Source organism: Arthrobacter sp. MP_M4, assembly GCF_035984855.1.
Classification (GTDB): domain Bacteria; phylum Actinomycetota; class Actinomycetes; order Actinomycetales; family Micrococcaceae; genus Arthrobacter.
The window spans coordinates 242673-267471 of the sequence record NZ_JAXCHX010000002.1 but is presented as its reverse complement, the minus strand read 5'-3'; the positions used below and the strand labels follow the sequence as shown (position 1 = coordinate 267471).

General features: G+C 67.6%; 21 protein-coding genes and 2 riboswitches. Of the genes, 5 read left to right on the top strand and 16 right to left on the bottom strand.

Going from position 1 to position 24799, the window contains the following annotated elements; translation table 11 throughout:
• Nucleotides 1-62: 62 nt before the first annotated feature.
• From RCH15_RS03625 to RCH15_RS03615, 3 genes are all read right to left on the bottom strand, one after another.
• On the bottom strand, nt 63-1445 hold the full coding sequence (locus RCH15_RS03625) for an MFS transporter (protein ID WP_326958124.1): 1383 nt from the start codon (nt 1443-1445) through the stop codon (nt 63-65).
• 180 nt (nt 1446-1625) lie between these two features.
• Complete coding sequence (metX, locus tag RCH15_RS03620) at nt 1626-2777, bottom strand: homoserine O-acetyltransferase MetX (RefSeq protein ID WP_326958122.1); 1152 nt, start codon at nt 2775-2777, stop codon at nt 1626-1628.
• A gap of 11 nt (nt 2778-2788) precedes the next feature.
• Nucleotides 2789-2904, bottom strand: a riboswitch (SAM riboswitch).
• An 84-nt stretch (nt 2905-2988) separates the two neighbouring features.
• A complete protein-coding gene (locus RCH15_RS03615) occupies nt 2989-4305 on the bottom strand; it encodes a bifunctional o-acetylhomoserine/o-acetylserine sulfhydrylase (RefSeq protein WP_326958120.1) in 1317 nt (438 codons plus the stop codon).
• A gap of 62 nt (nt 4306-4367) precedes the next feature.
• A riboswitch (SAM riboswitch) is annotated at nt 4368-4483 on the bottom strand.
• Nucleotides 4484-4682: 199 nt separating this feature from the next.
• Between RCH15_RS03615 and RCH15_RS03610 the strand changes: the two genes are divergently transcribed.
• Entirely contained in the window at nt 4683-5321 is a 639-nt protein-coding gene (locus RCH15_RS03610; protein WP_326958118.1) for a VOC family protein, read from the top strand.
• Nucleotides 5322-5441: 120 nt separating this feature from the next.
• Here the strand turns inward: RCH15_RS03610 and RCH15_RS03605 are convergent, their stop codons facing one another.
• Nucleotides 5442-6197, bottom strand: coding sequence for a CPBP family intramembrane glutamic endopeptidase (locus RCH15_RS03605; RefSeq protein ID WP_326958116.1), 756 nt, complete (start codon nt 6195-6197; stop codon nt 5442-5444).
• Between the two features lie 88 nt (nt 6198-6285).
• Here RCH15_RS03605 and RCH15_RS03600 point away from each other — a divergent pair, with 88 nt between their 5' ends.
• Nucleotides 6286-6966 (top strand): histidine phosphatase family protein, encoded by a 681-nt coding sequence (locus tag RCH15_RS03600; protein WP_326958114.1) that lies wholly within the window; start codon nt 6286-6288, stop codon nt 6964-6966.
• 31 nt (nt 6967-6997) lie between these two features.
• On the opposite strand, the gene hutI is transcribed toward RCH15_RS03600, so the two are convergent.
• The 4 genes from hutI to tdh all read right to left on the bottom strand — a co-directional run bounded on the left by hutI (nt 6998) and on the right by tdh (nt 11745).
• On the bottom strand, nt 6998-8206 hold the full coding sequence (gene hutI / locus RCH15_RS03595) for an imidazolonepropionase (protein ID WP_326958112.1): 1209 nt from the start codon (nt 8204-8206) through the stop codon (nt 6998-7000).
• 11 nt (nt 8207-8217) lie between these two features.
• A complete protein-coding gene (locus RCH15_RS03590) occupies nt 8218-9330 on the bottom strand; it encodes an NAD(P)/FAD-dependent oxidoreductase (protein ID WP_326958109.1) in 1113 nt (370 codons plus the stop codon).
• A gap of 102 nt (nt 9331-9432) precedes the next feature.
• Nucleotides 9433-10647, bottom strand: coding sequence for a glycine C-acetyltransferase (locus tag RCH15_RS03585; protein ID WP_326958107.1), 1215 nt, complete (start codon nt 10645-10647; stop codon nt 9433-9435).
• Between the two features lie 51 nt (nt 10648-10698).
• Nucleotides 10699-11745 carry an L-threonine 3-dehydrogenase gene (gene tdh / locus RCH15_RS03580; protein ID WP_326958104.1) on the bottom strand — a complete coding sequence of 349 codons (1047 nt, stop codon included), beginning with the start codon at nt 11743-11745 and terminating at the stop codon, nt 10699-10701.
• 157 nt (nt 11746-11902) lie between these two features.
• Between tdh and RCH15_RS03575 the strand changes: the two genes are divergently transcribed.
• Nucleotides 11903-12811, top strand: a complete 909-nt coding sequence (locus tag RCH15_RS03575) for a LysR family transcriptional regulator (RefSeq protein WP_326958102.1) — start codon at nt 11903-11905, stop codon at nt 12809-12811.
• 16 nt (nt 12812-12827) lie between these two features.
• Here the strand turns inward: RCH15_RS03575 and gatB are convergent, their stop codons facing one another.
• The 4 genes from gatB to RCH15_RS03555 all read right to left on the bottom strand — a co-directional run bounded on the left by gatB (nt 12828) and on the right by RCH15_RS03555 (nt 17862).
• Nucleotides 12828-14333: an Asp-tRNA(Asn)/Glu-tRNA(Gln) amidotransferase subunit GatB gene (gene gatB, locus RCH15_RS03570; protein WP_326958101.1), complete on the bottom strand. Its 1506-nt coding sequence runs from the start codon at nt 14331-14333 to the stop codon at nt 12828-12830.
• Nucleotides 14333-15937, bottom strand: coding sequence for an Asp-tRNA(Asn)/Glu-tRNA(Gln) amidotransferase subunit GatA (gene gatA / locus RCH15_RS03565; RefSeq protein ID WP_326958099.1), 1605 nt, complete (start codon nt 15935-15937; stop codon nt 14333-14335). The genes gatB and gatA overlap by 1 nt, the downstream gene beginning before the upstream one ends.
• Nucleotides 15938-15941: 4 nt before the next feature.
• On the bottom strand, nt 15942-16238 hold the full coding sequence (gatC, locus tag RCH15_RS03560; protein ID WP_326958097.1) for an Asp-tRNA(Asn)/Glu-tRNA(Gln) amidotransferase subunit GatC: 297 nt from the start codon (nt 16236-16238) through the stop codon (nt 15942-15944).
• A gap of 163 nt (nt 16239-16401) precedes the next feature.
• Nucleotides 16402-17862, bottom strand: a complete 1461-nt coding sequence (locus tag RCH15_RS03555; protein WP_326958095.1) for a CitMHS family transporter — start codon at nt 17860-17862, stop codon at nt 16402-16404.
• A gap of 158 nt (nt 17863-18020) precedes the next feature.
• On the opposite strand from RCH15_RS03555, the gene RCH15_RS03550 reads away from it, so the two are divergent.
• Together RCH15_RS03550 and RCH15_RS03545 are read left to right on the top strand one after the other, a co-directional pair.
• Nucleotides 18021-19760 (top strand): sensor histidine kinase, encoded by a 1740-nt coding sequence (locus RCH15_RS03550; protein ID WP_326958093.1) that lies wholly within the window; start codon nt 18021-18023, stop codon nt 19758-19760.
• On the top strand, nt 19753-20424 hold the full coding sequence (locus RCH15_RS03545) for a response regulator (protein ID WP_326958486.1): 672 nt from the start codon (nt 19753-19755) through the stop codon (nt 20422-20424). The genes RCH15_RS03550 and RCH15_RS03545 overlap by 8 nt, the downstream gene beginning before the upstream one ends.
• An 18-nt stretch (nt 20425-20442) precedes the next feature.
• On the opposite strand, the gene RCH15_RS03540 is transcribed toward RCH15_RS03545, so the two are convergent.
• From RCH15_RS03540 to ligA, 4 genes are all read right to left on the bottom strand, one after another.
• Nucleotides 20443-20964 (bottom strand): hypothetical protein, encoded by a 522-nt coding sequence (locus tag RCH15_RS03540; RefSeq protein ID WP_326958091.1) that lies wholly within the window; start codon nt 20962-20964, stop codon nt 20443-20445.
• Between the two features lie 62 nt (nt 20965-21026).
• Nucleotides 21027-21563 (bottom strand): GNAT family N-acetyltransferase, encoded by a 537-nt coding sequence (locus RCH15_RS03535; protein WP_326958089.1) that lies wholly within the window; start codon nt 21561-21563, stop codon nt 21027-21029.
• Nucleotides 21564-21653: 90 nt separating this feature from the next.
• A complete protein-coding gene (locus tag RCH15_RS03530) occupies nt 21654-22490 on the bottom strand; it encodes an inositol monophosphatase family protein (protein WP_326958087.1) in 837 nt (278 codons plus the stop codon).
• Nucleotides 22487-24787, bottom strand: coding sequence for an NAD-dependent DNA ligase LigA (gene ligA / locus RCH15_RS03525; RefSeq protein ID WP_326958085.1), 2301 nt, complete (start codon nt 24785-24787; stop codon nt 22487-22489). Before ligA ends, RCH15_RS03530 begins: the two co-directional genes overlap by 4 nt.
• Nucleotides 24788-24799 lie beyond the last annotated feature (12 nt).

The following is a 24799-nucleotide window of genomic DNA, read 5'->3' as shown; positions in this document are numbered from 1 at the left end:
GACAACAGCCCGGCCCGTAATCCGGGGCCGGGCTGTTGTGGTGAGCTGCTGTTTACTGCCTGCTATTTTTTGCTGGCTGCAAGAAGGTCGGCGGTGCCCTGGGCGTCGGCGGCGTCGACGTCGTGCAGGGAGATTCCGCGGGTTTCCTTGAGGAAGAACACCGCCACCATGGTGACCATGCAGGCCCCGAGCAGGTAGACGGCGACCGGAGTGGATGACTTGAACTGGCTCAAGAGGGCGACAGCGATGATCGGGGCCATCGAACCTGCCACGATCGAGGTGACCTGGTAGCCCAGGGAAACGCCGGAGTAGCGCATCCGGGTCGGGAACATTTCGGCCATGATGGCCGGCTGGCCGGCGTACATGAGCGAGTGGAACAGCAGACCGATGGTGATCGCCGCGAGGATGATGAGGTCGTTCTTGGTGTCCATCATCGGGAAGGCGAAGAAACCCCAGGTGCCGCCCAGGATGGCGCCCGCCATGTAGACCGGCTTGCGGCCCAAGCGGTCGGACATGCGGCCGACCATCGGGATCACTGCGAAGTGGATGAGGTGCGCCACCAGCAGCAGGAGAAGGATGCGGGCGGTGTCCGTCTGCACAATGACCTTCAGGTAGGTGATGGAGAACGTGACCACGAGGTAGTAGAGGATGTTCTCCGCGAAGCGCAGCCCCATGGCGGTGAAGACGCCGCGCGGGTAGCGGCGGAACACTTCGCCCACGCCGTAGCCCTTCTTCTCGACGGTGACTTCCTTTTGGGCCTCCAGGAAGATGGGGGCGTCCGTGACCTTGGTCCGGATGTAGTAGCCCACCAGCACGATCACGGCGGAGAGCCAGAAGGCCACGCGCCAGCCCCAGCTGAGGAAGTCGGCGGAGGACAGCGTGGAAGAGAGAACGAACAGGACGGCCGTGGCCAGCAGGTTGCCCAGCGGAACGGCGGACTGCGGCCACGCGGACCAGAAGCCGCGGGACTTGCTGGGGCTGTGCTCGGCGACGAGGAGGACGGCGCCGCCCCATTCACCGCCAACGGCGAAGCCCTGGGCGAAGCGCAGGAAGACCAGGAGGGCCGGGGCCCAGTAGCCGATCTGCTGGAAGGTCGGGAGGCAACCCATCAGGAAGGTGGAGACGCCGACCAGGACGATGCTGAGCTGGAGCAGTTGCTTGCGGCCGAACTTGTCGCCGAAGTGGCCAAAAACGATGCCGCCGATCGGGCGGGCGACAAAACCGACGGCGTAGGTGAGGAAGGCAGCAATGATGCCGTCCAGTTCCGTGCCGGAGTTGGGGAAGAAGGCCTTGCCGAACACGAGGGTGGCGGCCGAGGCGTAGAGGAAGAACTCATACCATTCGACAACCGTGCCGGCCATGGAGGCCGTTACTACCTTCTTCAGTCCGGACGACTTGACGTCTTCCTCTTCCGGGCGCCTGGCGGCGGCTTTTTGCGTACTCATGTCGACTCCTTCGGTGTCGCCTTCGACACCCTGTGGGACCATTGGGAGGAGGGCGCTTGTGACATTGAACACGCTGCGCCATTCCCACGAGTATGAGCCTTTCAGTCCTGAGCCTCAACGGCCATTAGTGCAGAGCGCATCTGCAAAAACGCACATTGGTCGTACTTTTCTGCTCCCGGACTACCCGAAGAAGTACTGCTTAAGCTGGGCATCAAGCTGGCCGATCTCGGTCAGGAAGCCATCATGGCCGATCGGGGCCTCGATGGTGTGCACCGGAACTTTGCCTGGCAGGGCCTCGGCTAGCGCCCGGGTCTGGGTCGGGAAGTACAGGCGGTCCGAGTCGACTGCTGCCAGCAAAAATTCGGCGGTGGCCGGGGCCAGGGCCTCCGCGAGGGTACCGCGGCCCCGGCTGATGTCATGGCTCATCAGCGCCTCGGTGATGGCGATGTAGCTGTTGGCGTCGAAGCGTCGGACCAGCTTGTTGCCTTGATGGTCAAGGTAGCTTTCCACCTGGTAGCGCCCGCGTCCGGCGAGGGATCCGGCTTCCAGCGGAGCCTCCGAGTCCTGGGCGTTCCGGCCGAAACGGCCGTCCAGTTCGGCGGCCGAGCGGTAGGTGATGTGCGCGATCCGCCGGGCCAGGGCCAGGCCCGCTACCGGCTCCGGCCCGCCGTAGTAGTCCCCGCCCTTGAAGTTGGGGTCCTGCCGGATGGCGAGCGTTTGCGCCTGGGCGAACGCGATTTGTTCTGCGGTGCTGCTGGGGCCGACGGAGAACACGCCGCAGCGCTGGACCCGGTCCGGGTGGCTGACGGCCCACTCCAGGGCACGGGCGCCGCCCAGGGAGCCGCCCAGCACGGCGAACCAGCTCCGGATGCCCAGGGCGTCCGCGAGCCGGGCCTCAGCTTCTGTGGTGTCCCGCAACGTCACGAGCGGGAAACGTGAGCCCCACGGGTTTCCGTCGGGCGCCGTCGATGAGGGCCCGGTGGAGCCGTAGCAGCCGCCGAGGATGTTGATGGAGACCACGAAGTATCTGTCTGTGTCCACCGGGGCGCCCGGTCCCGCCAGTTGCTCCCACCAGCCGGGTTCGTCGCTGTCGCCCCGGGTGACGTGGGTGTCCCCCGTGAGGGCATGTTCGATCAGGACCGCGTTCGAGGCCTCCGCATTGAGGGTGCCCCAGGTTTCGAAACCGAGGACGACCTCGGGCAGCGAGGAGCCGCATTCGAGCGCGAGGGATCCGATGGGTAAGTACTGGACGGTCCCGTCGGGAACGGAACCGTCCGGGGCGGAGGAGGGCTTGCTTGCGGGGGCACCGGTGCGGGTGACGGCAATCGTCATGTGAGGACCTAACTTCGCGCTTGCCCGCCGTCAGCTGACCGGCGGGCCAGGTCTTCACCCGGGGCACCCCGCCGCAAAAGGAGGGTTGCCGGCCAGCAAGCCGGGGCTGTCACTGGCACTCATGACCTCCCCTGAGTCTACGAAACCCATTGCCGGAATGGCGAAGATTGTGACTTCCATGTGACAGCCGGGCCACTCAGTGCCGAATGGATCAGGCGGTCTTCGCTGCCCGGAAGCCGGCATCGAGGTCCGCGATGATGTCATCGATGTGCTCAAGCCCCACCGAGAGCCGGACCAGGCCGGGGTGGACGCCGGCGACGGCCTGCTGCTCCGGGGAGAGCTGGCTGTGCGTGGTCGACGCCGGGTGGATGACCAGGGAGCGCACGTCGCCGATGTTTGCCACGTGGGAGTGCAGTTCCAGGGCGTCGACAAAGCGTTTTCCGGCGTCCGCTCCCCCGGCGAGGTTGAAGGAAACGACGGCGCCTGTCCCCTTGGGCCCGTACTTGCGGCCGCGCTCGTACCAGGGGCTGGACGGCAACCCGGCATAGGCGACGGATTCGACGTCGTCGCGCGCTTCCAGCCATCCGGCCACTTTGACGGCGTTGGCGACGTGCCGTTCCATCCGCAGGCTGAGGGTCTCGATGCCCTGGGCGATGAGGAAGGCATTGAACGGCGAAACGGCGGAGCCGAGGTCCCGCAGCAGCTGGACACGGGCTTTGAGGATAAAGGAGAGGTTGGCGCCGAGGGCACCGTCGGCACCGAGATCGCGGGCATAGACCAGGCCGTTGTAGGTGGGGTCCGGGGTGTTGAAGCCGGGGAACCGCTCCGGGTCCTTGCTGAAGTCGAAGTTGCCGGAGTCCACGATGACGCCGGCAATCGCCGTTCCGTGACCGCCAAGGTACTTGGTGGCGGAATGCACCACGATGTCCGCGCCCCACTCAATGGGCCTGATGAGGAACGGCGTGGACAGGGTGTTGTCCACAATCAGCGGCACTCCGGCTTCATGGGCCACCTGGGAGATGCCCTCAATGTCCAGCACGTCCTGGCGCGGGTTGGAGACCGCTTCGCCGAAGAACAGCTTGGTGTTGGGCTGCACCGCATTCCGCCATTGCGCCAGGTTGTCCGGGTCCGCCACGAACGTTGTGGAGATACCGAACTTCTTCAGGGTGTGTGCCAGCAGGTTATAGGTGCCGCCATAGAGACTGGGGCTGGCCACCACATGGTCCCCGGCCTCGGCGACGTTCAGGATCGCGAGCGTTTCCGCGGCCTGTCCGGAGCTGAGCAGCAGGGCTGCGAGTCCGCCTTCCAGGCTTGCCACGCGCTGCTCCACGGCGTCCTGGGTGGGGTTGCCGATCCTGGTGTAGATCGGCGCCAGTTCGGCCAGCGCGAACCGGTTGGCGGCGCTCTCGGCGCTGGGGAAGACAAACGACGTCGTCTGGTAGATGGGCAGCGACCGGGCGCCGGTGGCGCTGTCCGGCTCCTGGCCGGCGTGGATCTGGCGGGTTTCAAAGGACCAGGCACTTGACATGGAACAACTCCTAAAGGGCCGGGCACAGTCTGCCCGGCAACCTTCCGGCCCGGGCGGCACTGGCGCCGCGCTTGCCCCCCGGCGGGCGCCGGACGGCCAGGTCTTCACCCGGGGCACCCCACCGCGAGACGAGGGTTGCCGGCCAGCAAGCCGGGGCCGTGCGCTGGCACTCATGACCTGACCCCAGTCTAGGAACCGGTTCAGGCGGTGGATAGCTTTGTGACGAACAAGTCGTGGCCGGGGATGGGCCCCCGGGCGGCGCTTCCTGTCATCGTGGCGGGCCCCCGCGGGCGCTCTGAAAGCCGTCCCGCGGGTCATTCCATCCGGTTAGGGCACCCTAAGCTGAGAGGCGCATCACAAAGTGCCAAGATGAGGGCATGCGCATGGATCACGTCTCTTACGCCTGTGAACAAGATGGCCTCGCTGCCACCACCAAACGAATTGCGTCTGCCCTCGGCGTGGAAGCCGTGAAGGGCGGAGTCCACCCCCGATTCGGGACCCGCAACATGATCATTCCGCTCGCGGGACACAAGTACGTCGAGGTGGTGGAGGTGCTGAACCATCCCGCCTCGGACAAAGCGCCCTTCGGCCAGGCTGTCCGCGCCCGGTCGGCGGCGGGCGGCGGATGGATGGGCTGGTGCGTGGAAGTGGACGATCTCGCCCCGTTCGAGGAGCGGCTGGGACGCGCCGCCGTAAACGGCAACCGCAAGTTCCCGGACGGCCGCGAACTGGTCTGGAAACAGATCGGCATTCTCGGCCTCATCGCCGATCCCCAGGTCCCCTACATGCTTAGGTGGGAAGGCGATCCGGAACTCCACCCGTCCAAGGCCTACGAGAGCAACGTCAAGATGTCCGCCCTCACCATCGCCGGCTCCGCAGAGCGCGTCACCGAGTGGCTCGGCGTTCCGGTGGAGAAACCGCTCGAGGACGTGGCCGTGAACTGGCTCGCTCCGCGCGGTACACCGGGCATCCTCTCTGTCACCTTCGAGACGGTCTCCGGAGCAGTCACCATCTGACGCTTTTCCGCCCCACCACTTCGGCCGCCATCAGCGGGTGCCAATGACGCCACCCCCGATGGCGGCCGAATTCGTTAAACGCCAATCCCGGGAACCGCCGGGGTCTGGAGCCAACGAACCTCAGCCCAGGCCGATCGCCTTACCGAAAAGACTAAAGCCGACGAACGCCACGATGTCCAGCATGGCGTGGGCGATCACCAGCGGCATCACCCGGCGGGTGCGCGTGTAGATGAATGCGAAGATGACGCCCATGATGGCGTTGCCGACGAAGGGACCGAAGCCCTGGTACAGGTGGTAGCTGCCTCGCAGCATGGAGCTTGCAAAGATTATCAGGGGGACGCTCCAGCCGAGCTTGCCCAGCCGGTCCACCAGGTAGCCCACCACGATCACTTCCTCCACGATGCCGTGCCGGACCGCGGAGAGGATGAGCACCGGCACCGTCCACCAGTAGGAGTCCAGCGCACTGGGGATAATCGCCGTCGTCATCCCAAGCGCCCGGCCTGCGGCGTAGAGACCCAGCGACGGGATTCCGATGAGCGCGGCCAGGCCCAGGCCCTGGAGCAGGTCCTTGCCGGGGCGCGCGAAAGTGAACCCAAGCTTGCCGCAGGCTGCGGCGGCCGTGCGGTGTTCGGCGAGGAAATAGATCACCAGTGCCACGGGCACCAGGGCAAAGATGATGTCCAGCAGCTGGTAGGTGAGGTCAAAGTACTCCCGGGTGCTTTGCGAGCGGTTCAGCGTGGAGGTCGCTTCCGCCAGGGGCGCCCGGGTCATTTTGTCCAGCAGCTGCACCACCGAATACACGGCTGACTGCCCCAGCGACAGGCCCAAAACTATCCACACTTCTATCCGCAGCCGACGGCGCGAGGGAACCAACATGTTCCTATCTTGCCCGCAGTTACCGGTAGTTTCCTGAAACCGCCCGTTGCTAAAGGATGCGCCCCGGCCGGGCCTATGCTTGGTGGTTATGAGTGCGCCCGGGAAAATCATTATGATCCGGCACGGCCAGTCCGCGGCCAACGCCGATACCTCGATCTACAACAGGGTCCCGGATTACCGGATCCCGCTGACGGAGCTCGGCATCGGGCAGGCCCGGGCGGCCGGCGAAGAGGTCCGGCGGCTGCTGGACGGCACGCCGGTCTGCGTCTACGTCTCGCCCTACCTGCGGGCCTACCAGACCCTGGAGGCGCTCAATCTCGGCCCGCTGGTGGAGCGGGTGATCGAAGAGCCGCGGCTTCGCGAGCAAGACTGGGCCAATTTCCAGATCACCGGCGAGATTGAGGACCAAAAGGAACTCCGCAACGCCTACGGCCACTTTTTTTACCGGTTCCGGGAGGGCGAGTCCGGCTCCGATGTCTATGACCGGATCTCCTCCTTCATGGAAACGTTGTACCGCCACTGGTCCCGGCCGGACTACGCACCCAACGCTTTGTTCGTTACCCACGGGCTGACGATGCGGCTGTTCTGCATGCGCTGGTTCCATTGGTCGGTGGAGTACTTCGAATCCCTCAACAACCCCGACAACGCCGAGGTCCGCACCCTGCACCGCAGCACGGACGGCAAGTACGAGCTGGATAAGCCGTTCAGCCAGTGGGAACCCAGACGGGTCGATGAGACCGTCCTGGATGCCCCGCCGATGTTCTTCTAGCCGCCACGGGCTCTTCCCGGACAGTTCGTGGTCAGCGGGCGCGTTCCCCGGCCCGCCAGACGGCGTGCGTCAACGGCATGCCGGGCCGGTAGGCCAGGTGGGTGGCGGACGGGGCGTTGAGAAGGTGGAGGTCCGCGCGGTGCCCGACGGCGATCGACCCGACCGCGCGTTCGCCGGCGGCGTCCTTCCCGCATTCCCGGCCGAGGGCCAGCGCCCCGCCGTACGTGGCCGCGCGCACGGCCTCGTGGACACTGAGCCGCATCTGCAGCACGGCCGTGGTGACGCCGAACGCCATCGAACTCGTGTAGGACGTGCCCGGGTTGCAGTTGGACGCCAGCGCGAGCTGCACACCGGCGTCGAGCAGCTCCCGGCCAGGTGCCAGCGGTTGCCGGGTGGACAGGTCGCAGGCCGGCAGGCACGTGGCCACCGTCCCGCGGCCGGAGCCTCCGCCGGCGTCCCAGCCGGACCAGCTGGCGGCAAGGGCGCCGATGTCGGCGCCGGAAAGGTAGTTCACGTGGTCCACGCTGGCGGCGCCGAATTCCACTGCGAGCCGCACCCCGGGGCCCTCACCCAGCTGGTTGCCGTGCACCCTCAAGCCCAGCCCCGCGTCCTTGCAGGCCTGGAGCACCCGCCGCGACTGGTCCTCGGTGAAGGCCCCCTGCTCGCAGAAGACATCGGCCCAGCGCACAAACGGCCGGACGGCCGATAGCATGGGGCCGCATACCAGCTCGGTGTAATCCTCCGCGTCCATTCCTGCCGGCACCAGGTGCGCGCCAAGGTAAGTGACTTCGTCAGCCACCGTGGAGGCAATCCGGGCGCTGCGGGCCTCGTGCTCCACGTCCAGGCCGTAGCCGGTCTTGGTTTCGAGGTAGGTGGTGCCCTGGGAGACGGCCTCGGCGACCCGCCCCATGGCCAGGCGGGTGAGGTCGAAGTCGCTGGTGGCCCGGGTGGCCCCCGTGGTCACGGCTATGCCGCCGGCGCTGTAGTTCTCCCCCGCCATCCGGGCCTCGAATTCGGCCGTCCGGTCGCCGGCGAAGATCAGGTGGGTGTGCGAGTCGACCCAGCCCGGCAGCATGGCTCGGCCGCCCGCGTTGACGGCTTCGTCGGCGGCGGGCGCGTCAGCGGCCCGGCCCAGCCAGGCGATGCGTTCGCCCTCAATCACCACGGCCGCGTCCTTGAGGACCCGGTGTTCGAGGTCCTGGGTCATCAGCTCGGCAAGGTTGGTGATCAGGGTGCTCATGGGTCCATTCTTCAGCGCCGGATGGACCAGCGCGTGGCCGCCAGCGCCTCCGCTGTCCGGGATGCCGGACCGGGGGGTGCTGCGTGGCCGGCGCCCTGGCCTGCGAGGATCAACCTTGCGGCCAGCTCGGCGATGCCGGAGGAGGTCTGGAAGCCGTAGCCGCCCTGTCCGGCGAGCCAGAAGAACCCGGCGGCTTCGGCGTCGAACCCAACGACCGGGATGCCGTCGGCCGCTTCGGTGCGCAGCCCGGTCCAGGCCCGGCTGACGGTGCCGATCCCCATCGTCGTAACGGTGTTGAGCTGAGTAATCAGCGCCTCAATGTCGCCGGGGTTCGGCCGGGCGTCTTCGGGGCCGCTCGGCACCGTTTCGGACGGCGAAATCAGCACCTGCCGCCGCCCGTCGGGCCGGAAGTAGAAGCTGTCGGTCGATGCCACCATCGGGCAGCCTTGCGGCAGGGGATGTTCGACGTCGACAATCGCGGCCGTGCGCCGGTAGGGCTGCAGGCCGAGCTTTTCGACGCCGCTAAGCACCGCCAGCTCGTCCGCCCAGGCCCCGGCGGCATTGACCACGACGGCGCTCTGCAGGGCTTCCTGCCCGGCACCGAGCTCCCAGCCGGACCCGAGGCGCTGTGCCGAATGGACCTTGGCGCCGGTGATAATGTCCACGCCGCCTTCGACGGCCCGCTCCCGGTGGTCTTCGAGCAGCAGGGAGGCGTTGCAGGCGAAGGATCCCGAATCCAGGCCGGCAGCGGTAAACGAGTCCGGCTTCAGCGCGGGACAGATCTCCAGCGCCTCGGCGTGGCTGATCTGCTGCATGAACCCGCTGGACTGCTTTTGGACGGCGTCCTCGTCTCCGATCAGCATGAACCGGCGCGGCGAGAGCACGGGTTCGGGCCGGGTGCCCTCGTGGATGCCGATAAGCTCCAGCGTGCGCATGGTCAGCTCCCGGACCACGGGCGGGCCATAGCTGGGAATCAGCTGCCGGGCCGAGCGCGCGGAGGTGTGGTAGCCCAGTGACTGCTCGGCTTCGAGCAGGGCCACGCTGCATTTCCCGGCAAGGGCGGAGGCAAGGGACAGGCCGGCAATGCCGCCGCCGACGATCACAACATCGTATTTCGCTGACATGCCTCCATCCTTGCACCCCGCAGGAGGTCCCGTCAGTAGTTTCGCGCGGCCGCCCGGATCCGGCCCGGCTGCGGTGCGGATCCGGCTGCGGTGCGGATCCGGCTACGCGGCGGCGTCCACCGCGGCCCGGCTGCGCACGAACGCCCGCACGCACTCCTCGACGTCCTCGGTGCTGTGCGCGGCTGAGAGCTGGACGCGGATCCGGGCCGCCCCCTTGGGCACCACCGGGTAGCTGAAAGCCGTGACGAAGACACCGTTGTGCAACATGGCGTCCGCCACCTTGGCGGCCATCACGGCATCTCCGAACATCACCGGCACAATCGCATGCTCGCCCGGGAGCAGCCCGAAGCCTTCCTCGCCCATGCGGCGCCGGAACAGGGCGGCGTTGGCGAAGAGTTTGCTGCGCAGTTCCGCGGAGTTCTCCACGAGGTCCAGGGCTTTCAGCGTCGCCGCGACGATGGCCGGGGCCAGGGAGTTGGAGAACAGGTACGGTCGGGCCTTCTGGCGGAGCATGGCGACGACTTCACGGCGGCCGGAGACGTACCCGCCGGAGGCGCCGCCCAGGGCCTTGCCGAAGGTGCCGGTGTAGATGTCCACCCGGTCCGAGACGCCGGCGTGCTCCGGGGTGCCGGCGCCGCTGGCGCCCATGAAGCCGACGGCGTGGGAATCATCCACCATGACCATGGCGTCATATTTTTCGGCGAGGTCGCAGATGGCTTCGAGCGGGGCAAGGAAGCCGTCCATGGAAAAGACGCCGTCCGTGACGATGATCTTGCGGCGGGCCGGGTTCTCCTGGGTGCTGGCCTCGACCAGCTTGGCCTCCAGGTCCGCCATGTCCTGGTTGGCGTAGCGGAAGCGCTGGGCCTTGCAGAGCCGGATGCCGTCGATGATCGAGGCGTGGTTCAGCGCGTCGGAGATGACAGCGTCCTCCGGCCCGAACAGGGATTCAAACACACCGCCGTTGGCGTCGAAGCAGCTGGAGAACAGGATGGTGTCCTCGGTGCCGAGGAACGTCGAGACACGCTCCTCGAGGGCCAGATGCAGGTCCTGGGTGCCGCAGATGAACCGGACGCTGGCCATGCCGAAGCCGCGCTCGTCCATCGCGGATTTGGCGGCGGCGATGATGTCCGGGTGGTCCGCGAGGCCCAGATAATTGTTGGCGCAGAAATTCAGCACGTCCGCGCTGGAGCCGCCGATTTGGCCGGCTTTGATGTGGTTGGCCTGGGGTGAGTCAATATGACGCTCGGTCTTGAACAGGCCGGCACTGCGGATCTCGTCCAGCTCGTGCTGCAACTGGTCCTTGATGGCTGAATACATTTCGGCGGGCTCCTCAGCTGGTGGGTCGGGTGTGGCCTGGCGATCGGCGGGTTAGAAGCAGGTCCAGTCGAGGACCACTTTGCCGCCCACTCCGGCGCGGGCGACGTCGAAGCCCCTCTCCCAGTCGGTGGCGGGCAGGGTGTCCGTGACAACGGCAGAAATGTTGGCGCGCAGGACCGGGTTGGAGGACAGCATGGCGCTCATCGCGTACCAGGTCTCGAACATTTCCCGGCCATAGATGCCCTTCATGGTCAGCATATGCGTGACCACTTTGCCCCAATCGATGTCGATGGACTGGCTGGGCAGTCCCAGCATCGCGATCCGGCCGCCGTGGTTCATGTTCTCGATCATCTCAGGCAGCGCCGTGGGGTGCCCGGACATTTCCATGCCGATGTCGAATCCCTCGCGCATGCCCAGCTCGCGCTGGGCGTCCTTGACCCGCGTCGTGGAGACATCGATCGCGAGGTCGACGCCGAGACTGCGGGCCAGTTCCAGCCGCGGGGCCGAGACGTCGGTGATGGCAATCTTGCGGGCGCCCGCGTGGCGGGCCACGGCGATGGCCATCAGCCCGATGGGCCCGGCGCCGGTGATGAGCACATCCTCGCCGACCAGGGGGAAGCTCAGCGCGGTGTGGACGGCGTTGCCGAAGGGGTCAAAAATGGCGCCCAGTTCCGGCGTGACGGAGCGGTCCTGGTGCACCCAGACGTTGGTTTCGGGAATCACGACGAACTCTGCGAACGCGCCGTCGCGCTGGACGCCGACGCTGACGGTGTTGATGCACATCTGCTTGCGGCCGGCCCGGCAGTTGCGGCAGATGCCGCAGACGATATGGCCTTCGCCGGAGACCCGGTCACCGACCTTGACGTCCAGGACGTCGCCGCCGGCCTCCACGACTTCGCCGTAGAACTCGTGCCCCGCGATCAGGGGGGCGTTGATGATGCCCTGCGCCCACGCGTCCCAGGACTGGATGTGCAGGTCGGTACCGCAGATCCCGGTGGTCAGCACGCGGATTTTGACCTCGCCCGGGCCGGTTTCCGGTTCCGGCCGGTCCACCAGTTCGAAGCCGGCCTGGGCGCCTGCCTTGTAAAGAGCCTTCATGGGCCTTCCTAACTGCGCCCTTGGCCAGGCACCTTCGGTCCGCTGCCGGGGCAGCACGTGGGGTCAACTTCCCCCATTAGAGCCGCTGGGACGCATTAGTACAACCGGGATCTTCTCAATCGACGGTTAAGCCCAGCCTTGTGCATAGACTGGGTGCATGGAAATCCACCAGCTGGAAATGCTCCGCGAGCTCGGCGCGCTGGGGAGCGTCAAGGCCGTCGCCGAAACCCTGCTCGTCACCCCGTCGGCGGTGTCCCAGCAGCTGGCTGCCCTGCAGAGATCCGTCGAGGTGCCGCTCACCCGCAAGGAAGGCAGGAACCTGGTCCTGACCGAGGCAGGGCAGGTGCTGGCGGACGCCGGGGCCGCCGTCGTCAGCGCCATGGCCGATGCGAGGACGGCGCTCGGCGCGTACCACGGCTCGCCGGTGGCGCCCGTGACGCTGAGCGGGTTCCACAGTGCCGGCCAGGCCCTGTTCGCCCCGCTCGCCCGGCTGCTCGCCGGGCCGGGGCAGCCGCGGATCCTGCTCACGGACGAGGACGTGGCGCAGCAGGATTTTCCGGCGCTGACGGCCCGGTATGACCTGGTGCTGGCCCACCGGATGGACCACAGCCCGCGCTGGCCCGAGGAGCGGGTGGCGGTGATCCCGCTCGCCCATGAGCCGCTGGACGTGGCCTTGCCGGCCCGGCACCGGCTGGCCGGGCAGCGGGCGGTGACGGCGGACGACGTCGTCGGCGAACCCTGGGTGACCAGCCGTGCGGGCTACTCCCCTGCGGACGTGCTCTCCGCCGTCGCTGCCGTCTCCAGCCGGGAGCTGAACATCGTCCACCGGATCAACGACTACTCCACCGTGGCGGCGCTCGTGGTGACCGGGAGCGTGATCGGGTTGCTGCCGCGGTACACGGCCCGGCCGGTACTGAATCCGGACATTGTGCTCCGGCCCCTGGAGGGCATCAGCACCCGGCGGCGGATCGACATCCTCGCCCGTCCGGAGAACCTTAAACGCAGATCGGTCATGATGGTCTGCGAAGCGTTGCAGACCATCATGACCGATTTGGTGGGCGGCTAGGGCCTAACCCTCGACGCTAACCTTCGACGCCGAGGCGCTGCAGGATCAGTTCACGGACCCGGCCGGCGTCGGCCTGGCCGCGCGTGGCCTTCATGACGCCGCCCACGATTGCGCCGACCGCCTGGATCTTGCCCCCGCGGATCTTGTCCGCGACGCCGGGCTGGGCAGCGAGGGCCGCATCGATGGCCTGGAGCAGGGGGCCGTCGTCGGAGACCACTGCCAGGCCGCGTTTGGCCACGATTTCCGCCGGGGTGCCCTCGCCGGCCAGTACGCCGTCGAGGACCTCGGTGGCCATCTTGTTGTTGATCTTGCCGTCCTCGACCATGGTGTTCAGTTCCACGATGGTCGCCGGCGCGACGCCGAGCTGGCCGGGGTCGACGTCGGCGTTCTTGGCACGTCCCACGATCTCGCCCATCCACCACTTGCGGGCCACGGTCGCGGTGGCACCGGCGGCAATGGTTTCCTCGATTTCATCCATTACGCCGGCGTTGACGACGTCACGGAACTCCAGGTCCGAGTAACCCCAGTCGGCCTGCAGGCGCTTGCGGCGCGCGGCCGGCGGCTCGGGCAGGGTGGCCCGGAGCTCCTCGACCCATTCCCGCGAGGCGAGAATCGGCACGAGGTCCGGTTCCGGGAAGTAACGGTAGTCGTCGGCGTCGGACTTGGGCCGGCCCGAGGTGGTGGAGCGGGTGTCTTCGTGCCAGTGGCGGGTTTCCTGGATAACCGGTTCCCCGGAGTCCAGCACGGCGGCGTGCCGCTGGATCTCGTACCGGACGGCGTGCTCGACGGCGCGCAGCGAGTTGACGTTCTTCGTTTCGGAGCGGATGCCGAAGCGTTCGCGGCCGTGCGGGCGCAGCGAGACGTTGGCGTCGCAGCGGACGTTGCCGCGCTCCATCTTCGCATCCGAAACACCGAGGTTCTTGACGATCTCGCGGACCGCTGCCACGTAGGCCTTGGCGAGCTCGGGTGCCCGGCTGCCGGCACCCTCGATCGGCTTGGTGACAATCTCGACCAGCGGCACACCGGAGCGGTTGTAATCCACGAGGGAGTAATCCGCGCCCTGGATGCGGCCGGTGGCGCCGCCCATGTGGGTGAGCTTGCCGGCATCCTCCTCCATGTGGGCGCGTTCGATTTCGACGCGGAACATGGTGCCGTCGGAGAGCTCAATGTCCAGATAGCCGTCGTACGCGATGGGCTCGTCGTACTGGGAGGTCTGGAAGTTCTTCGGGGTGTCCGGATAGAAGTAGTTCTTCCGGGCGAAGCGGCAGGATTCAGCGATCTTGCAGTTCAGCGCCAGGCCGATCTTGATGGAGGATTCGATCGCGGTCTTGTTCACCACGGGCAGCACGCCGGGCATGCCCAAATCCACCTCGTTGACGTTCGTGTTGGGCTCGTCGCCGAAGACGTTGGGAGCCGAGGAGAACATCTTGGTCTTGGTGTTGAGCTCGACGTGGACCTCGAAGCCCAGGACGGGATCGTACTTCTCCATCGCCTCTTCGAAGCTGAGTGTTGCATCAGGCATTAGCGGGAACCTCCGTGGCTCGCGACGGCGTTGTTGGGGGAAGTGCCGGAGGCGTCCGTCTGCGATGGAGCCGTCAGTTCAGGAGCCGTCAGTTCAGGAGCACGGTCCAGCAGCGGGCCGCCCCACTGCGCCTCCAGCAGGGATTCGAGGACTGCGCCGACGCGGTACAGCCGGGCGTCCCGGCGGGCCGGGGCGAGCAGCTGGATGCCGACCGGCAGGCCATCCTCCTCGGCCAGGCCGCCGGGCAGGGAGAGCCCGGGCACGCCGGCCAGGTTGGCGGGAATGGTGGCGACGTCGTTGAGGTACATCGCCAGCGGATCGTTGAGCTTCTCGCCGAGCTTGAAGGCCGTGGTGGGCGCCGTCGGGGAAATCAGCACATCGGCCCGGGCGAACGCGGCGTCGAAGTCTCGCTGGATCAGGGTGCGCATCTTCTGGGCCGAGCCGTAGTAGGCGTCGTAGTAGCCGGCGCTCAGCGCGTAGGTGCCCAGGATGATGCGGCGCTTGACTTCGTCGCCGAAGCCCGCGGCGCGGGTGGCACCCATGACGCGTTCGATCGTCATCGGGCCGTCCTCGGGCAGGGCCCGCAGGCCGTACCGGACGCCGTCGAACTTGGCGAGGTTGGAGGAGGCCTCCGAGGGCATGATCAGGTAGTAGGCGCCCAGCGCGTATTTGAAGTTGGGGCAGGAGACCTCAACGATTTCCGCGCCGGCGGCCTTGAGCAGCTCGAGGGATTCGTTGAAACGCTTCTCGACGCCGGCCTGGTAGCCCTCGCCGTGCAGCTCCTTGATAATGCCGATCTTCATGCCCTGCACGTTGCCCATCGACGCGGCGGCCACGAGGTCCTCGAGCGGGTCCGGCAACGAGGTGGAGTCATGCGGGTCATGCCCGCCGATGACCTGGTGCAGCAGGGCGGAGTCGAGCACGGTGCGCGAGACCGGGCCGATCTGGTCCAGTGAGGAGGCCATGGCGATGGCACCGTAGCGGGACACGCCGCCGTAGGTGGGCTTCACTCCGACGGTGCCGGTAACGGCACCGGGCTGGCGGATGGAGCCGCCGGTGTCGGTGCCGAGGGCCAGCGGAGCCTCGAAGGCCGCGACGGCGGCAGCGGAACCGCCGCCGGAGCCGCCAGGAATCCGGTCCAGGTCCCAGGGGTTGTGGGTGGGGCCGTAGGCGGAGTGCTCGGTGGAGGAGCCCATCGCGAATTCGTCCAGGTTGGTTTTGCCCAGGATGGGCATTTTGGCGGCCCGCAGGCGCTTGACCACGGTGGCGTCGTAGGGGCTGTGCCAGCCTTCGAGGATCTTCGAGCCGGCGGTGGTGGGCTGGCCGACGGTGACGATCAGGTCCTTGACGGCGATCGGCACACCGGCGAGGGCGTGCAGCTCGTTGGCGGCGGCGCCCCCGGCGGCGCGGATTGCGTCCACCTCGGCGGCGACGGCGAGCGCCTCGTCCGTGTTGACGTGGAGGAAGGCGTGGACCTTGCCGTCGACGGCGGCGATGCGGTCCAGATGGGCCTGGGTGACCTCGACGGCGGAGACCTCCCGGGCGGCGAGCTTGCTGGCCAGCGTGGCGGCGGAGGAGCGGATCAGTTCGTTGTTCTCAGTCATGTTCTTAGCCCTCATCCAGGATTGCCGGGACCTTGAAGCGGCCTTCGTATGCGTCGGGGGCGCCGGAGAGTGCCTGCTCGGCGGTGAAAGTGTGGCCCACGATGTCCTCACGGAACACGTTCGTCAGCGGGATGGGGTGGGACGTGGCCGGGACGTCATCACCGGCGGCAACACTTACAGATTTCACTGAATCGACGATGACGGCGAGTTCGCCGGCCATCCGGTCCAGCTCTTCAGCGCTCATCTCGATGTGCGCGAGTCGCGCGAGATGCGCGACGTCGTCGCGGTTGATCGCAGCCATGGATCTCCCCTGCAGGTAAAGGATTATTTTCCGTCCCAGTCTACGTGGGTTCGGTGTGGCCGCCGTCCGTCACCGCCGTGCTACCCGCACCGAACGAGACTGTCGAGTCCGGAAAATCCCCGAACTCGACAGTCTCGTTGTTTTTTGGTGCTCGTGGGGTTCGTCAGCCGATGCCGATGGCTCCGGTGAGGACTCCGACTCCCAACATGACCAGGGAGATGACCGCGGTGCGCCAGAGGACCTTCTTGTGGTGGTCGCCCAGGTCCACCTTGGCGAGGGAAACCAGCAGCAGGATCGCGGGGACCAGGGGGCTCTGCAGGTGGAACGGCTGGCCGGTGATGGACGCGCGGGCCATGTCCGCGGCGCTGACGCCGTAGTGGGCCGCGGTCTCGCTGAGCACCGGCAGTGCGCCGAAGTAGAAGGCGTCGTTGCTCATGAAGAACGTCATGGGGATGCTCAGCACGCCGGTGATGATGGCCATGAACGGACCCATGTCGGCGGGGATGATGGCGACGAGCCATTCGGACATTGCCTTGACCATGCCCGTGCCGTTGAGGACACCGGTGAGGACGGCGGCGGCCATCACCATGCTGACCACTGCGACGATCGACGGGGCGTGGGCGATCAGCTGGGCACCCTGGTCCTTGACCTTCGGGAAGTTGACCAGCAGGGCGACGGCGGAACCGACCATGAAGACGAACGGGAGCGGGATGATGTTGGCAACGAGCGTCACCATGACGGCAACTGTCAGGCCGAGGTTGAACCAGAACAGCTTGGGACGCAGGGTCTTGCGGTTGGGGTCCAGTGCAGTGTCCGCCATGGCGGTGTCGTGGTCATCGACAAGGACGTCCGTGCGCTCCAGGACTGCAACGCCGGTACCGTTGCCGGTGCGAGGGATGCGTGCGCCGGGCGTCGGGCCCGTGCCGCCGGTGCCCGAGCCGCCGGTCCCGTTTCCGGCGTCGGACAGACCAGCTGCAACGGCGTCGCCACCCCAAATTTCCGGCGCGACGCTCCGCAGGCGGTTGCGTTCCTGCAGGCCCAGGAGCCAGGCGAAGACGAACACGACGATGAGTCCGGCGATCAGCGAAGGAATCATGGGAACAAAGACGTCGTTGACGTCAAGCTTCAACGCGGTGGCTGCACGGGCGGTGGGGCCGCCCCACGGCAGGATGTTCATGGTGCCGTTGGCCAGACCGGCGACGCAGGTCAGGACCACGGGGCTCATCTTGAGGCGGAGGTAGACCGGCAGCATGGCCGCGGTGGTCAAAATAAAGGTGGTGGAGCCGTCGCCGTCGAGCGACACCGCGGCGGCGAGGACGGCGGTGCCGAGGACCACCTTGGCGGGGTCGTTGCCGAGTTTGCGCAGGATGAACCGCACCAGGGGGTCGAAGAGCCCGACGTCGATCATCAGGCCGAAGTAGATGATGGCGAACATGAGCAGGGCTGCCGTGGACGTCATCGACTTCATGGAGTCCATCACCATGGGGCCGATGCCCAGCCCGGCGCCGGCGAAAAGGCCAAAGACGGTGGGGACGAGAATGAGCGCCAGGACCGGCGTCAGCTTCTTCGTCATGATCAGCACCATGAATACCGCGATCATGGTGAATCCTAGTAATACCAGCACGGCCGGCTCCTTCGTTGTTGAATCGCACCACCCCGGTGTGATGCGTACAACAGACGTTAGAGTGGCGCACGTCACGGCTGGGCCTTTGCCTCCTTTGATTGGCATACTGCTTGTTGGACGCATTTTGCGCATTGTGCTCACACCCAAGGAGGTCCGCTGTGCTCCGTTCCACCGTCCGGAGTTCGATCGGCCGCGCCCCCCTGCGGTTTTCCACCCAGACCGTGTTGCTCCAGCTGGCGGTGGTGGTGCTGGTGGTGCTCCTGACCAGCGCCGTCCACGGCTGGCTCACCTATGACCGGTTGGGACGCGAGGCGGAGAACCAGGCCCTGACGCTGGCCCGGACCGTAGCCTCGGACCCGCAGGTGCGGATGAATGTCCAGGACATCAGCGCCCGGACCGGCACTCCCCCGGCCGCTGAGCTCCTGGCCGGGCCCCTGATGGCCGCCGCGGAGGGCGCCCGCACCCGCACCGGCGCGCTGTTTGTGGTGATCACCGACGAGACCGGCTTGCGGCTGGCGCACCCGGACGCCGAGCGGCTGGGCGAACGGGTCAGCACCGACCCTTCCGAAGCCCTGTCCGGCAAGGAAGTCACCACCCGGAACACCGGAACCCTCGGTCCCTCGGCCGGCGCCAAGGTACCGGTGTACGCCCCGGACACGGACGCCGTGGTGGGCGAGGTCAGCGTGGGCTACTCCACCGAGACCATCGGCCAAAGCCTGGCCCGGGACATCGTTCCGATCGCCCTGACCGCCGCCGGTGCGTTGCTGGTGGGCATCCTCGCCTCCTTCCTGCTGCGCCGGCGCCTCCAGCGGCTGACACTGGGCCTGGAACCGGAGGAAATCAGCACCCTGGTCCACGACCAGGTGGCGGTCCTGCAGGGCGTCGACGACGGCGTAATTGGCGTCGCAGCGGACGGCCGGATCAGCGTTTTCAACTCCGCCGCCCGGCGCCTGCTGGGCCGGCCCGATCTCACCGGAACGCCGTGGGCAGAGGCAGACGTGCCCGCCCCGCTGCTGCGGCTCACCCGGGCGGACGCTGCGGAAGGCGACGCGGTGGAGTTCGTCGCCGGAGGCCGGGTGCTGGTGGCGAGCGCCCGGAAGGCCCTGCACGGCCGCGAGGACCTGGGCTGGGTCCTCATGCTGCGGGACCGGACCGAGCTCCAGCAGCTGACCCGCCAGCTCGACGCCGTGGGCACCCTGTCTGCCGCCCTCCGGGCCCAGCGGCACGAGTTCGCCAACCAGGTGCACACCATCGCCGGCTTTCTCAGCCTTGGACAGCCCCAGCAGGCCCGCGACTATCTGGCCCGGCTGGCCGCCACCGGACCGCTGAAATTCCCGGTGGACCAGGCCGAGCTGCTCCAGGACCCTTACCTGCAGGCCTTCCTGGGCGCCAAGGGCGTGGAAGCGGATGAACGCGGCGTGAGCCTGCGTCTCGGCCCCGAAACGCTGGTCCGGGGCCAGGTCACCGAGCCGCAGGAAGTCACCACGGTCCTGGGGAACCTGATCGACAACGCCGTGAACGCCGCCGTCGGCGGCTCGGCGCCGGAGCGCTGGGTGGAGGTGGAGGTACTCGACGAGCCCGGCGCCGACGGCGGCACGCTGCTGATCGTCGTCGGCGATTCCGGCGACGGGCTGCCCGCCGCACCCGGCGACTATGCAGAGGGCGACCATGCAGTGGGCGACGACGCGGTGTTTACCGAGGGATTCACCACCGCAAAACGCCCGGCCCGGGCGGGTGCCGGGCAGGGGCTCGGCCTCGCCCTCGCCCGCCAGCTGGCGCGCCGCCGCGGCGGGGACGTGCGGGTCCTGGACCGTGGTTCAGCGGGAGGACCCGGAGCGGTGTTCATGGCAACGCTGCCGGGGACCACCCAATTCAACGAAAGGGACAATGATGTCTGAGGATTTCCGGGTGTTGATCGTGGACGACGACTTCCATGTCGCCAAGCTGCATGCAGCCTATGTGGATTCCGTGGCGGGGTTCCTGGCGCTGGCGCCTGCCGGTTCGGCGTCACAGGCACTGCAGGCCATCCACAGCCTGCGCCCGGACCTGGTGCTGCTGGATGTCTACCTGCCGGACGCTTCCGGCCTGGATTTGCTGCACCAGCTGGACGTGGACACCATGATCCTCAGTGCCGCCTCGGATACCGCCTCGCTCCGGGTCGCGTTCCGGCGCGGCGCACTGGGCTACTTGCTGAAGCCGTTCACGGCCGAATCCCTCTCCCAGCAGCTGCGCTCCTACGCGCGATACCGGCGGATTCTGGCCCAGCCGGGGAACGCCACCCAGGACTCGGTGGAGCGGGCCAAGCGCGCGCTCATTCCGGGGGACGTCACGGTCACCGCCAAGCCGCGGTCCGCCACGGAAGCGGCCGTTTTGGAATCGCTCGAACCGGATGAGCAGTATTCGGCGGCCGAGGTCGCCACCCGGGTCGGGGTGTCCCGGGCCACCGCCCAGCGGTACCTGTCAGCGCTCGCGGACGACGGCGCCGTCGACATCCAGCTGCGGTACGGCAGCACCGGGCGGCCGGAGCACCGTTACGGACTCCCGCCGGGCGCCGGTACCTGATGCCGCCCGGCAACGCCGTCAGTTGCTGATATCCCCGCTCTTGCGGAAGGCGTTGCTGCGGGCGTGCTCGTGAACGCGGCTGAGGGCCTCAATCTGGGACCGGGCGTCGTCCGCTAGCGCGGTGAACCGGGCGGGGTCCAGCCCCAGCTCGGGTGCCAGTTCCGTTAGGGTCTGCCAGCCGCCGAGCTTGCCCAGCACCGCTGCGCGCATCAACTCCGCCTCCAGCACCATGGTCAGCGGGGACCGGCGCACGATGCGCCCGTTGAGCTTGAGCCGGCCGACGTGCTCGGCCACCCACGCAGCCGCCTGGCGGTGCGGCCGCTGCCGCAAGCCCAACTGGTGGATCAGGGCGCGAAGCTCAGCCCGCTCCCGGGTGATCTCCTCACTGACGCGGGAAATGTCGGCCGACACCGGGGTGTCGGCAAAGGCCTCCGCCATGCGCTGGATCCGGGACACGCCGGCGGTGGAGCCGGTCAGGTGGTCCGAGAGGTAGAGGCCGAGGAGCTTCCCGTCGATTGAATCGGGGATGTGCGCTGCCATGGTTCCTCCAGATTGCGTGCGTGCCAACATGTTTCGATGAACCCAAACCCTACCCCAACGCATCAGCAGCCCTCCCCGGCAATAGCCGTTCCGCCTGAGAGCTCCTGGCGGTAGACGAGCAACTTGATGTCCGTGTCCGGCACGATCCAGTCGCGATCCGGTGCCCGTTGGAAACCGGTCTTGAGGTACAGCCCATGGGCGCTTTCCCAGGTCAGGCCGGTGGTCAGGGCCACGGCGTTGATTCCGGGCAATACCCGGGCGTGGTCGAGGATGGCGTGGACCATGGCCTTGCCCGCACCGCTGCGCTGGACGGCGGGATCCACCACGAGCATCCGGAATTCCAGCTCATCGCTCAGGGCAATGTCCGCGTAGGGTTCGCCGGCGACAGCCAGCGTCACGGAGCCCACAACGCGCCCGGCGCGTTCGGCTACCCAGATGGTGGCGTGAGCGGCCCGCCGGGGCACGTCCTGGATTTGGCGCATGTACGGGTGGTCTGCGCTCTCGAAATAGCCTGCGGCCAGGTACGCATCTGTGGTGATACGCGCGATGGCGTCGTAGTCGGCGGGAACCGCGGAACGGATGAGGATCTGGGAATGCACGTGTCCATGCTACGGGCGGGCGCGCCTCTCCGGTCCCCGGACACCGGTCTTCTGTGACCGAACTATCAGAACAGCGTCTGCCGCAGCCGGTTACAGCGGGAATTTCCCGGCGAGCTCCAACGTCCCGGCGCAGGTCCAGGCGGCGAGGCGTTCGTCGTCGGAGGGTCCGCCGGCGAGCGGGCTGGTCAGCCGGGGACGGCGGACCCAGCACCCGGCCTCCTCGGCGATCAAGGCTCCCGCGGCGAAGTCGTGTTCGTTCAGGCCCCGTTCACCGTAAGCGTCATGGGTGCCGTCCGCGACGAGGCAGAGGTCCAGGGCGGCTGAGCCGAGGCGGCGGACGTCGGCGAAGCCGTCCATGATGCTGCCCAGACCGGCCGCCTGTTCGGCCCGGACGCCGGGGTGGTAACTGAATCCGGTAGCCAGGATCTGTCCGGTGCGCCCGGCAACCGGACCGGACAGCTGCGTCAGCCTGCCGGCCTCCTTCAGCCACGCGCCCTGGCCACGGAGGGCATAGTACGTCCGGCCCAGGGCCGGAGCATTCACGACGCCGGCCAGCCAGACGCCGTCCGGGTCCGCGACGGCCACCGAGGTGCCGTAGTACACGATGTTGCGGATGAAGTTGGTGGTGCCATCGAGAGGGTCAATGGACCAGCGGTAGCCGCTGGGCGAGGTGGGCAGGAAGGTGCCGCCTTCTTCCCCGGTGATGGTGTCGAACGGCCGCGCCGCGGTAATGACGTCCCGGACGGCGCTTTCCGCGGCGAGGTCGAAGGCGGTCACCCAGTCCCCGGAGTCGCCCTTGTTGCTGACGTCCAGGTCGGCAGCGTTCCGGCCGGCCAGGACGTGGGCCCCGGCGGCTGCTGCCCGCTGCGCGAGGTCCAGCAACGCGGCCGGACGGTCGCCGGACCCGGCCGGGTTTGCGGCACTCACTCGGGGACTACTTCCTGATGGTTTTCTTCGGCGTCCTCGCGGGCGCCGTCGCCTCCGCCGTTCCCGGCGGGGGCCTCGTCAGCTGCGCCGGCGGCGGCCACAGGGTCCCCGGCAGGGGCCGCCGGGCCGTCGGCGAGGAGGGCGCGGAAGCCGTCCTCGTCCAGGACCGGCACTCCGAGCTGTTCGGCCTTGTCCAGTTTGGTGCCTGCGTTGTCGCCGGCCACCAGAAAATCAGTTTTTTTCGACACGGAACCGGCAGCCTTGCCGCCGCGGATGAGGATGGCTTCCTTCGCCTCGTCCCGGCTGAAACCCTCAAGGCTTCCGGTCACCACGATTGTCAGGCCCTCCAGCGTCCGCGGCATGGACTCGTCGCGTTCGTCCTGCATCCGGACGCCGTCGGCCGCCCAGCCGTCCACGATTTCGCGGTGCCAGTCCTCGGTGAACCATTCGGTCAGAGCGGCCGCGATCACCGGCCCGACGCCGTCGACGTGCGCGAGCTCCTCCTCGGAGGCCTGCCGGATGGCGTCCATGCTGCCGAACGCCGTGGCGAGGGCGCGGGAAGCGCGGGGTCCGACGTGCCGGATGGACAGCGCGACCAGAACCCGCCAGAGCGGCTGGGCCTTGGCCTTCGCCAGCTCGCGGAACAGCTTCTCGGTGCTGGCCGTGGGCTTGGACGGCGTCTTCGCGCTGCCTCGGCTGTAGAAGTACAGCACCAGCTCAAACTCGCCGGTGGCGACGCCCTTGGACCGTTTTTCGCGCCGGATGCGCACGTCCGCGAGGTCTTCGGGCTTGAGTCGGAACAGGTTCGCCTCGGTGGTGAGCGGTGCTGATTCCGGCTCGGCGGGCTGGGTCAGGGCGATGGCAGCTTCCCAGCCGAGGGCTTCGATGTCGAAGGCACCGCGGCCGGCGAGGTGGAACACCCGTTCGCGCAACTGCGACGGGCAGGACCGGGCGTTGGGGCAGCGGATGTCCACGTCCCCTTCTTTGGCCGGCGCCAGCGGCGTGCCGCAGGCGGGGCATTCGGTCGGCATGACAAATTCGCGGACCGGCGGATCCTGCTCCCCGCGCAGGGCCAGGACGGGGCCCACGATCTCCGGAATGACGTCCCCGGCTTTGCGCAGCACCACGATGTCACCGATCATGACGCCCTTGGCCTTGACCACCTCCTGGTTGTGCAGGGTGGCCATCTCCACGGTGGAACCGGCCACCTTGACCGGTTCCATCAGGCCAAACGGGGTAACCCGGCCGGTGCGGCCCACGTTGACCGCAATGTCCAACAGTTTGGTGTGGACTTCCTCGGGCGGATATTTGTAGGCGACGGCCCAGCGTGGAACCCGGGAGGTATAGCCGAGGGCACGCTGGGTGGCGAAGTCATCGACCTTGACCACGATGCCGTCGATCTCGTGGGCCAGGCTGTGGCGTTTGTCGCCGTAGCGGGTGATGAATTCCAGCACCTCCCGCAGCCCTGGCAGGACCTCGGTGTACGGGCTGGTGGGCAGTCCCCATTCGGCGAGCTGCCGGTACGTGTCCGACTGGCTGGCCGTTTCGAGGCCGTCGCGGGCGCCGATGCCGTGCACGTACATCCGCAGCGGACGCTTGGCGGTCTCGGCCGGGTCCTTTTGGCGCAACGAACCGGCGGCGGCGTTGCGGGGGTTGGCCAGGGGTGCCTTCCCGGCTTCGATCAAGGCCTCGTTGAAATCGGCAAAGGCCCTGGACGGAATAAAGACCTCGCCCCGGACCTCCAGCTCGGCCGGAAAGACGGTGCCATGGAGCTGCTGCGGGATTTCCTTGATGGTGAGGACGTTGTGGGTGATGTCCTCACCCGTGGTGCCGTCGCCGCGGGTGGCGGCCCGGACCAGCACGCCGTCGCGGTACAGCAGGTTCACGGCGAGGCCGTCAATTTTGAGCTCGGTGAGCCAGGCCGGCGCCCCGTTGCCCTGCTTGGCGATGTTGGCCTCGGCCTTGGCGATCCAGGCCTCCAGCTCCGCCAGGGAAAAGACGTCCTCGAGGCTGTACATGCGTTGCAGGTGTTCGACGGCGGCGAAGGCGGCGGACACTTCGCCGCCCACCTCCTGGGTGGGGGAATCGTTGGCCACGAGTTCCGGGTGCATGGCCTCGATGATTTCCAGCCGGCGGTAGAGGTCGTCGAATTCGGCGTCCGAAATGACGGGCGCGTCCTCCTGGTAGTACGCGGTGCGGTGCTTGCGCACCTCCTCGACGAGGACCTGGTATTCGTCGCGCACGGCGTCCGAGGGGGGTTGGGTCTGGGCTTCTGCTGCAGTGTTCCCTGTGCTCACAGACCTATCCTG

What these genes read in the sequence shown, in the direction of transcription:
- hutI (WP_326958112.1), bottom strand. Translation starts at nt 8,206, where the DNA reads ATGAGCACCCTGATCACCAACCTTGCCGAGCTGATGACCCAGGACCTC.
- RCH15_RS03540 (WP_326958091.1), bottom strand. Translation starts at nt 20,964, where the DNA reads ATGGCAGCGCACATCCCCGATTCAATCGACGGGAAGCTCCTCGGCCTC.
- RCH15_RS03575 (WP_326958102.1), top strand. Translation starts at nt 11,903, where the DNA reads ATGGAAATCCACCAGCTGGAAATGCTCCGCGAGCTCGGCGCGCTGGGG.
- RCH15_RS03545 (WP_326958486.1), top strand. Translation starts at nt 19,753, where the DNA reads ATGTCTGAGGATTTCCGGGTGTTGATCGTGGACGACGACTTCCATGTC.
- tdh (WP_326958104.1), bottom strand. Translation starts at nt 11,745, where the DNA reads ATGAAGGCTCTTTACAAGGCAGGCGCCCAGGCCGGCTTCGAACTGGTG.
- gatC (WP_326958097.1), bottom strand. Translation starts at nt 16,238, where the DNA reads ATGGCTGCGATCAACCGCGACGACGTCGCGCATCTCGCGCGACTCGCG.
- RCH15_RS03585 (WP_326958107.1), bottom strand. Translation starts at nt 10,647, where the DNA reads ATGTATTCAGCCATCAAGGACCAGTTGCAGCACGAGCTGGACGAGATC.
- gatB (WP_326958101.1), bottom strand. Translation starts at nt 14,333, where the DNA reads ATGCCTGATGCAACACTCAGCTTCGAAGAGGCGATGGAGAAGTACGAT.
- RCH15_RS03615 (WP_326958120.1), bottom strand. Translation starts at nt 4,305, where the DNA reads ATGTCAAGTGCCTGGTCCTTTGAAACCCGCCAGATCCACGCCGGCCAG.
- RCH15_RS03605 (WP_326958116.1), bottom strand. Translation starts at nt 6,197, where the DNA reads ATGTTGGTTCCCTCGCGCCGTCGGCTGCGGATAGAAGTGTGGATAGTT.
- RCH15_RS03590 (WP_326958109.1), bottom strand. Translation starts at nt 9,330, where the DNA reads ATGTCAGCGAAATACGATGTTGTGATCGTCGGCGGCGGCATTGCCGGC.
- RCH15_RS03625 (WP_326958124.1), bottom strand. Translation starts at nt 1,445, where the DNA reads ATGAGTACGCAAAAAGCCGCCGCCAGGCGCCCGGAAGAGGAAGACGTC.
- gatA (WP_326958099.1), bottom strand. Translation starts at nt 15,937, where the DNA reads ATGACTGAGAACAACGAACTGATCCGCTCCTCCGCCGCCACGCTGGCC.
- metX (WP_326958122.1), bottom strand. Translation starts at nt 2,777, where the DNA reads ATGACGATTGCCGTCACCCGCACCGGTGCCCCCGCAAGCAAGCCCTCC.
- RCH15_RS03600 (WP_326958114.1), top strand. Translation starts at nt 6,286, where the DNA reads ATGAGTGCGCCCGGGAAAATCATTATGATCCGGCACGGCCAGTCCGCG.
- RCH15_RS03610 (WP_326958118.1), top strand. Translation starts at nt 4,683, where the DNA reads ATGCGCATGGATCACGTCTCTTACGCCTGTGAACAAGATGGCCTCGCT.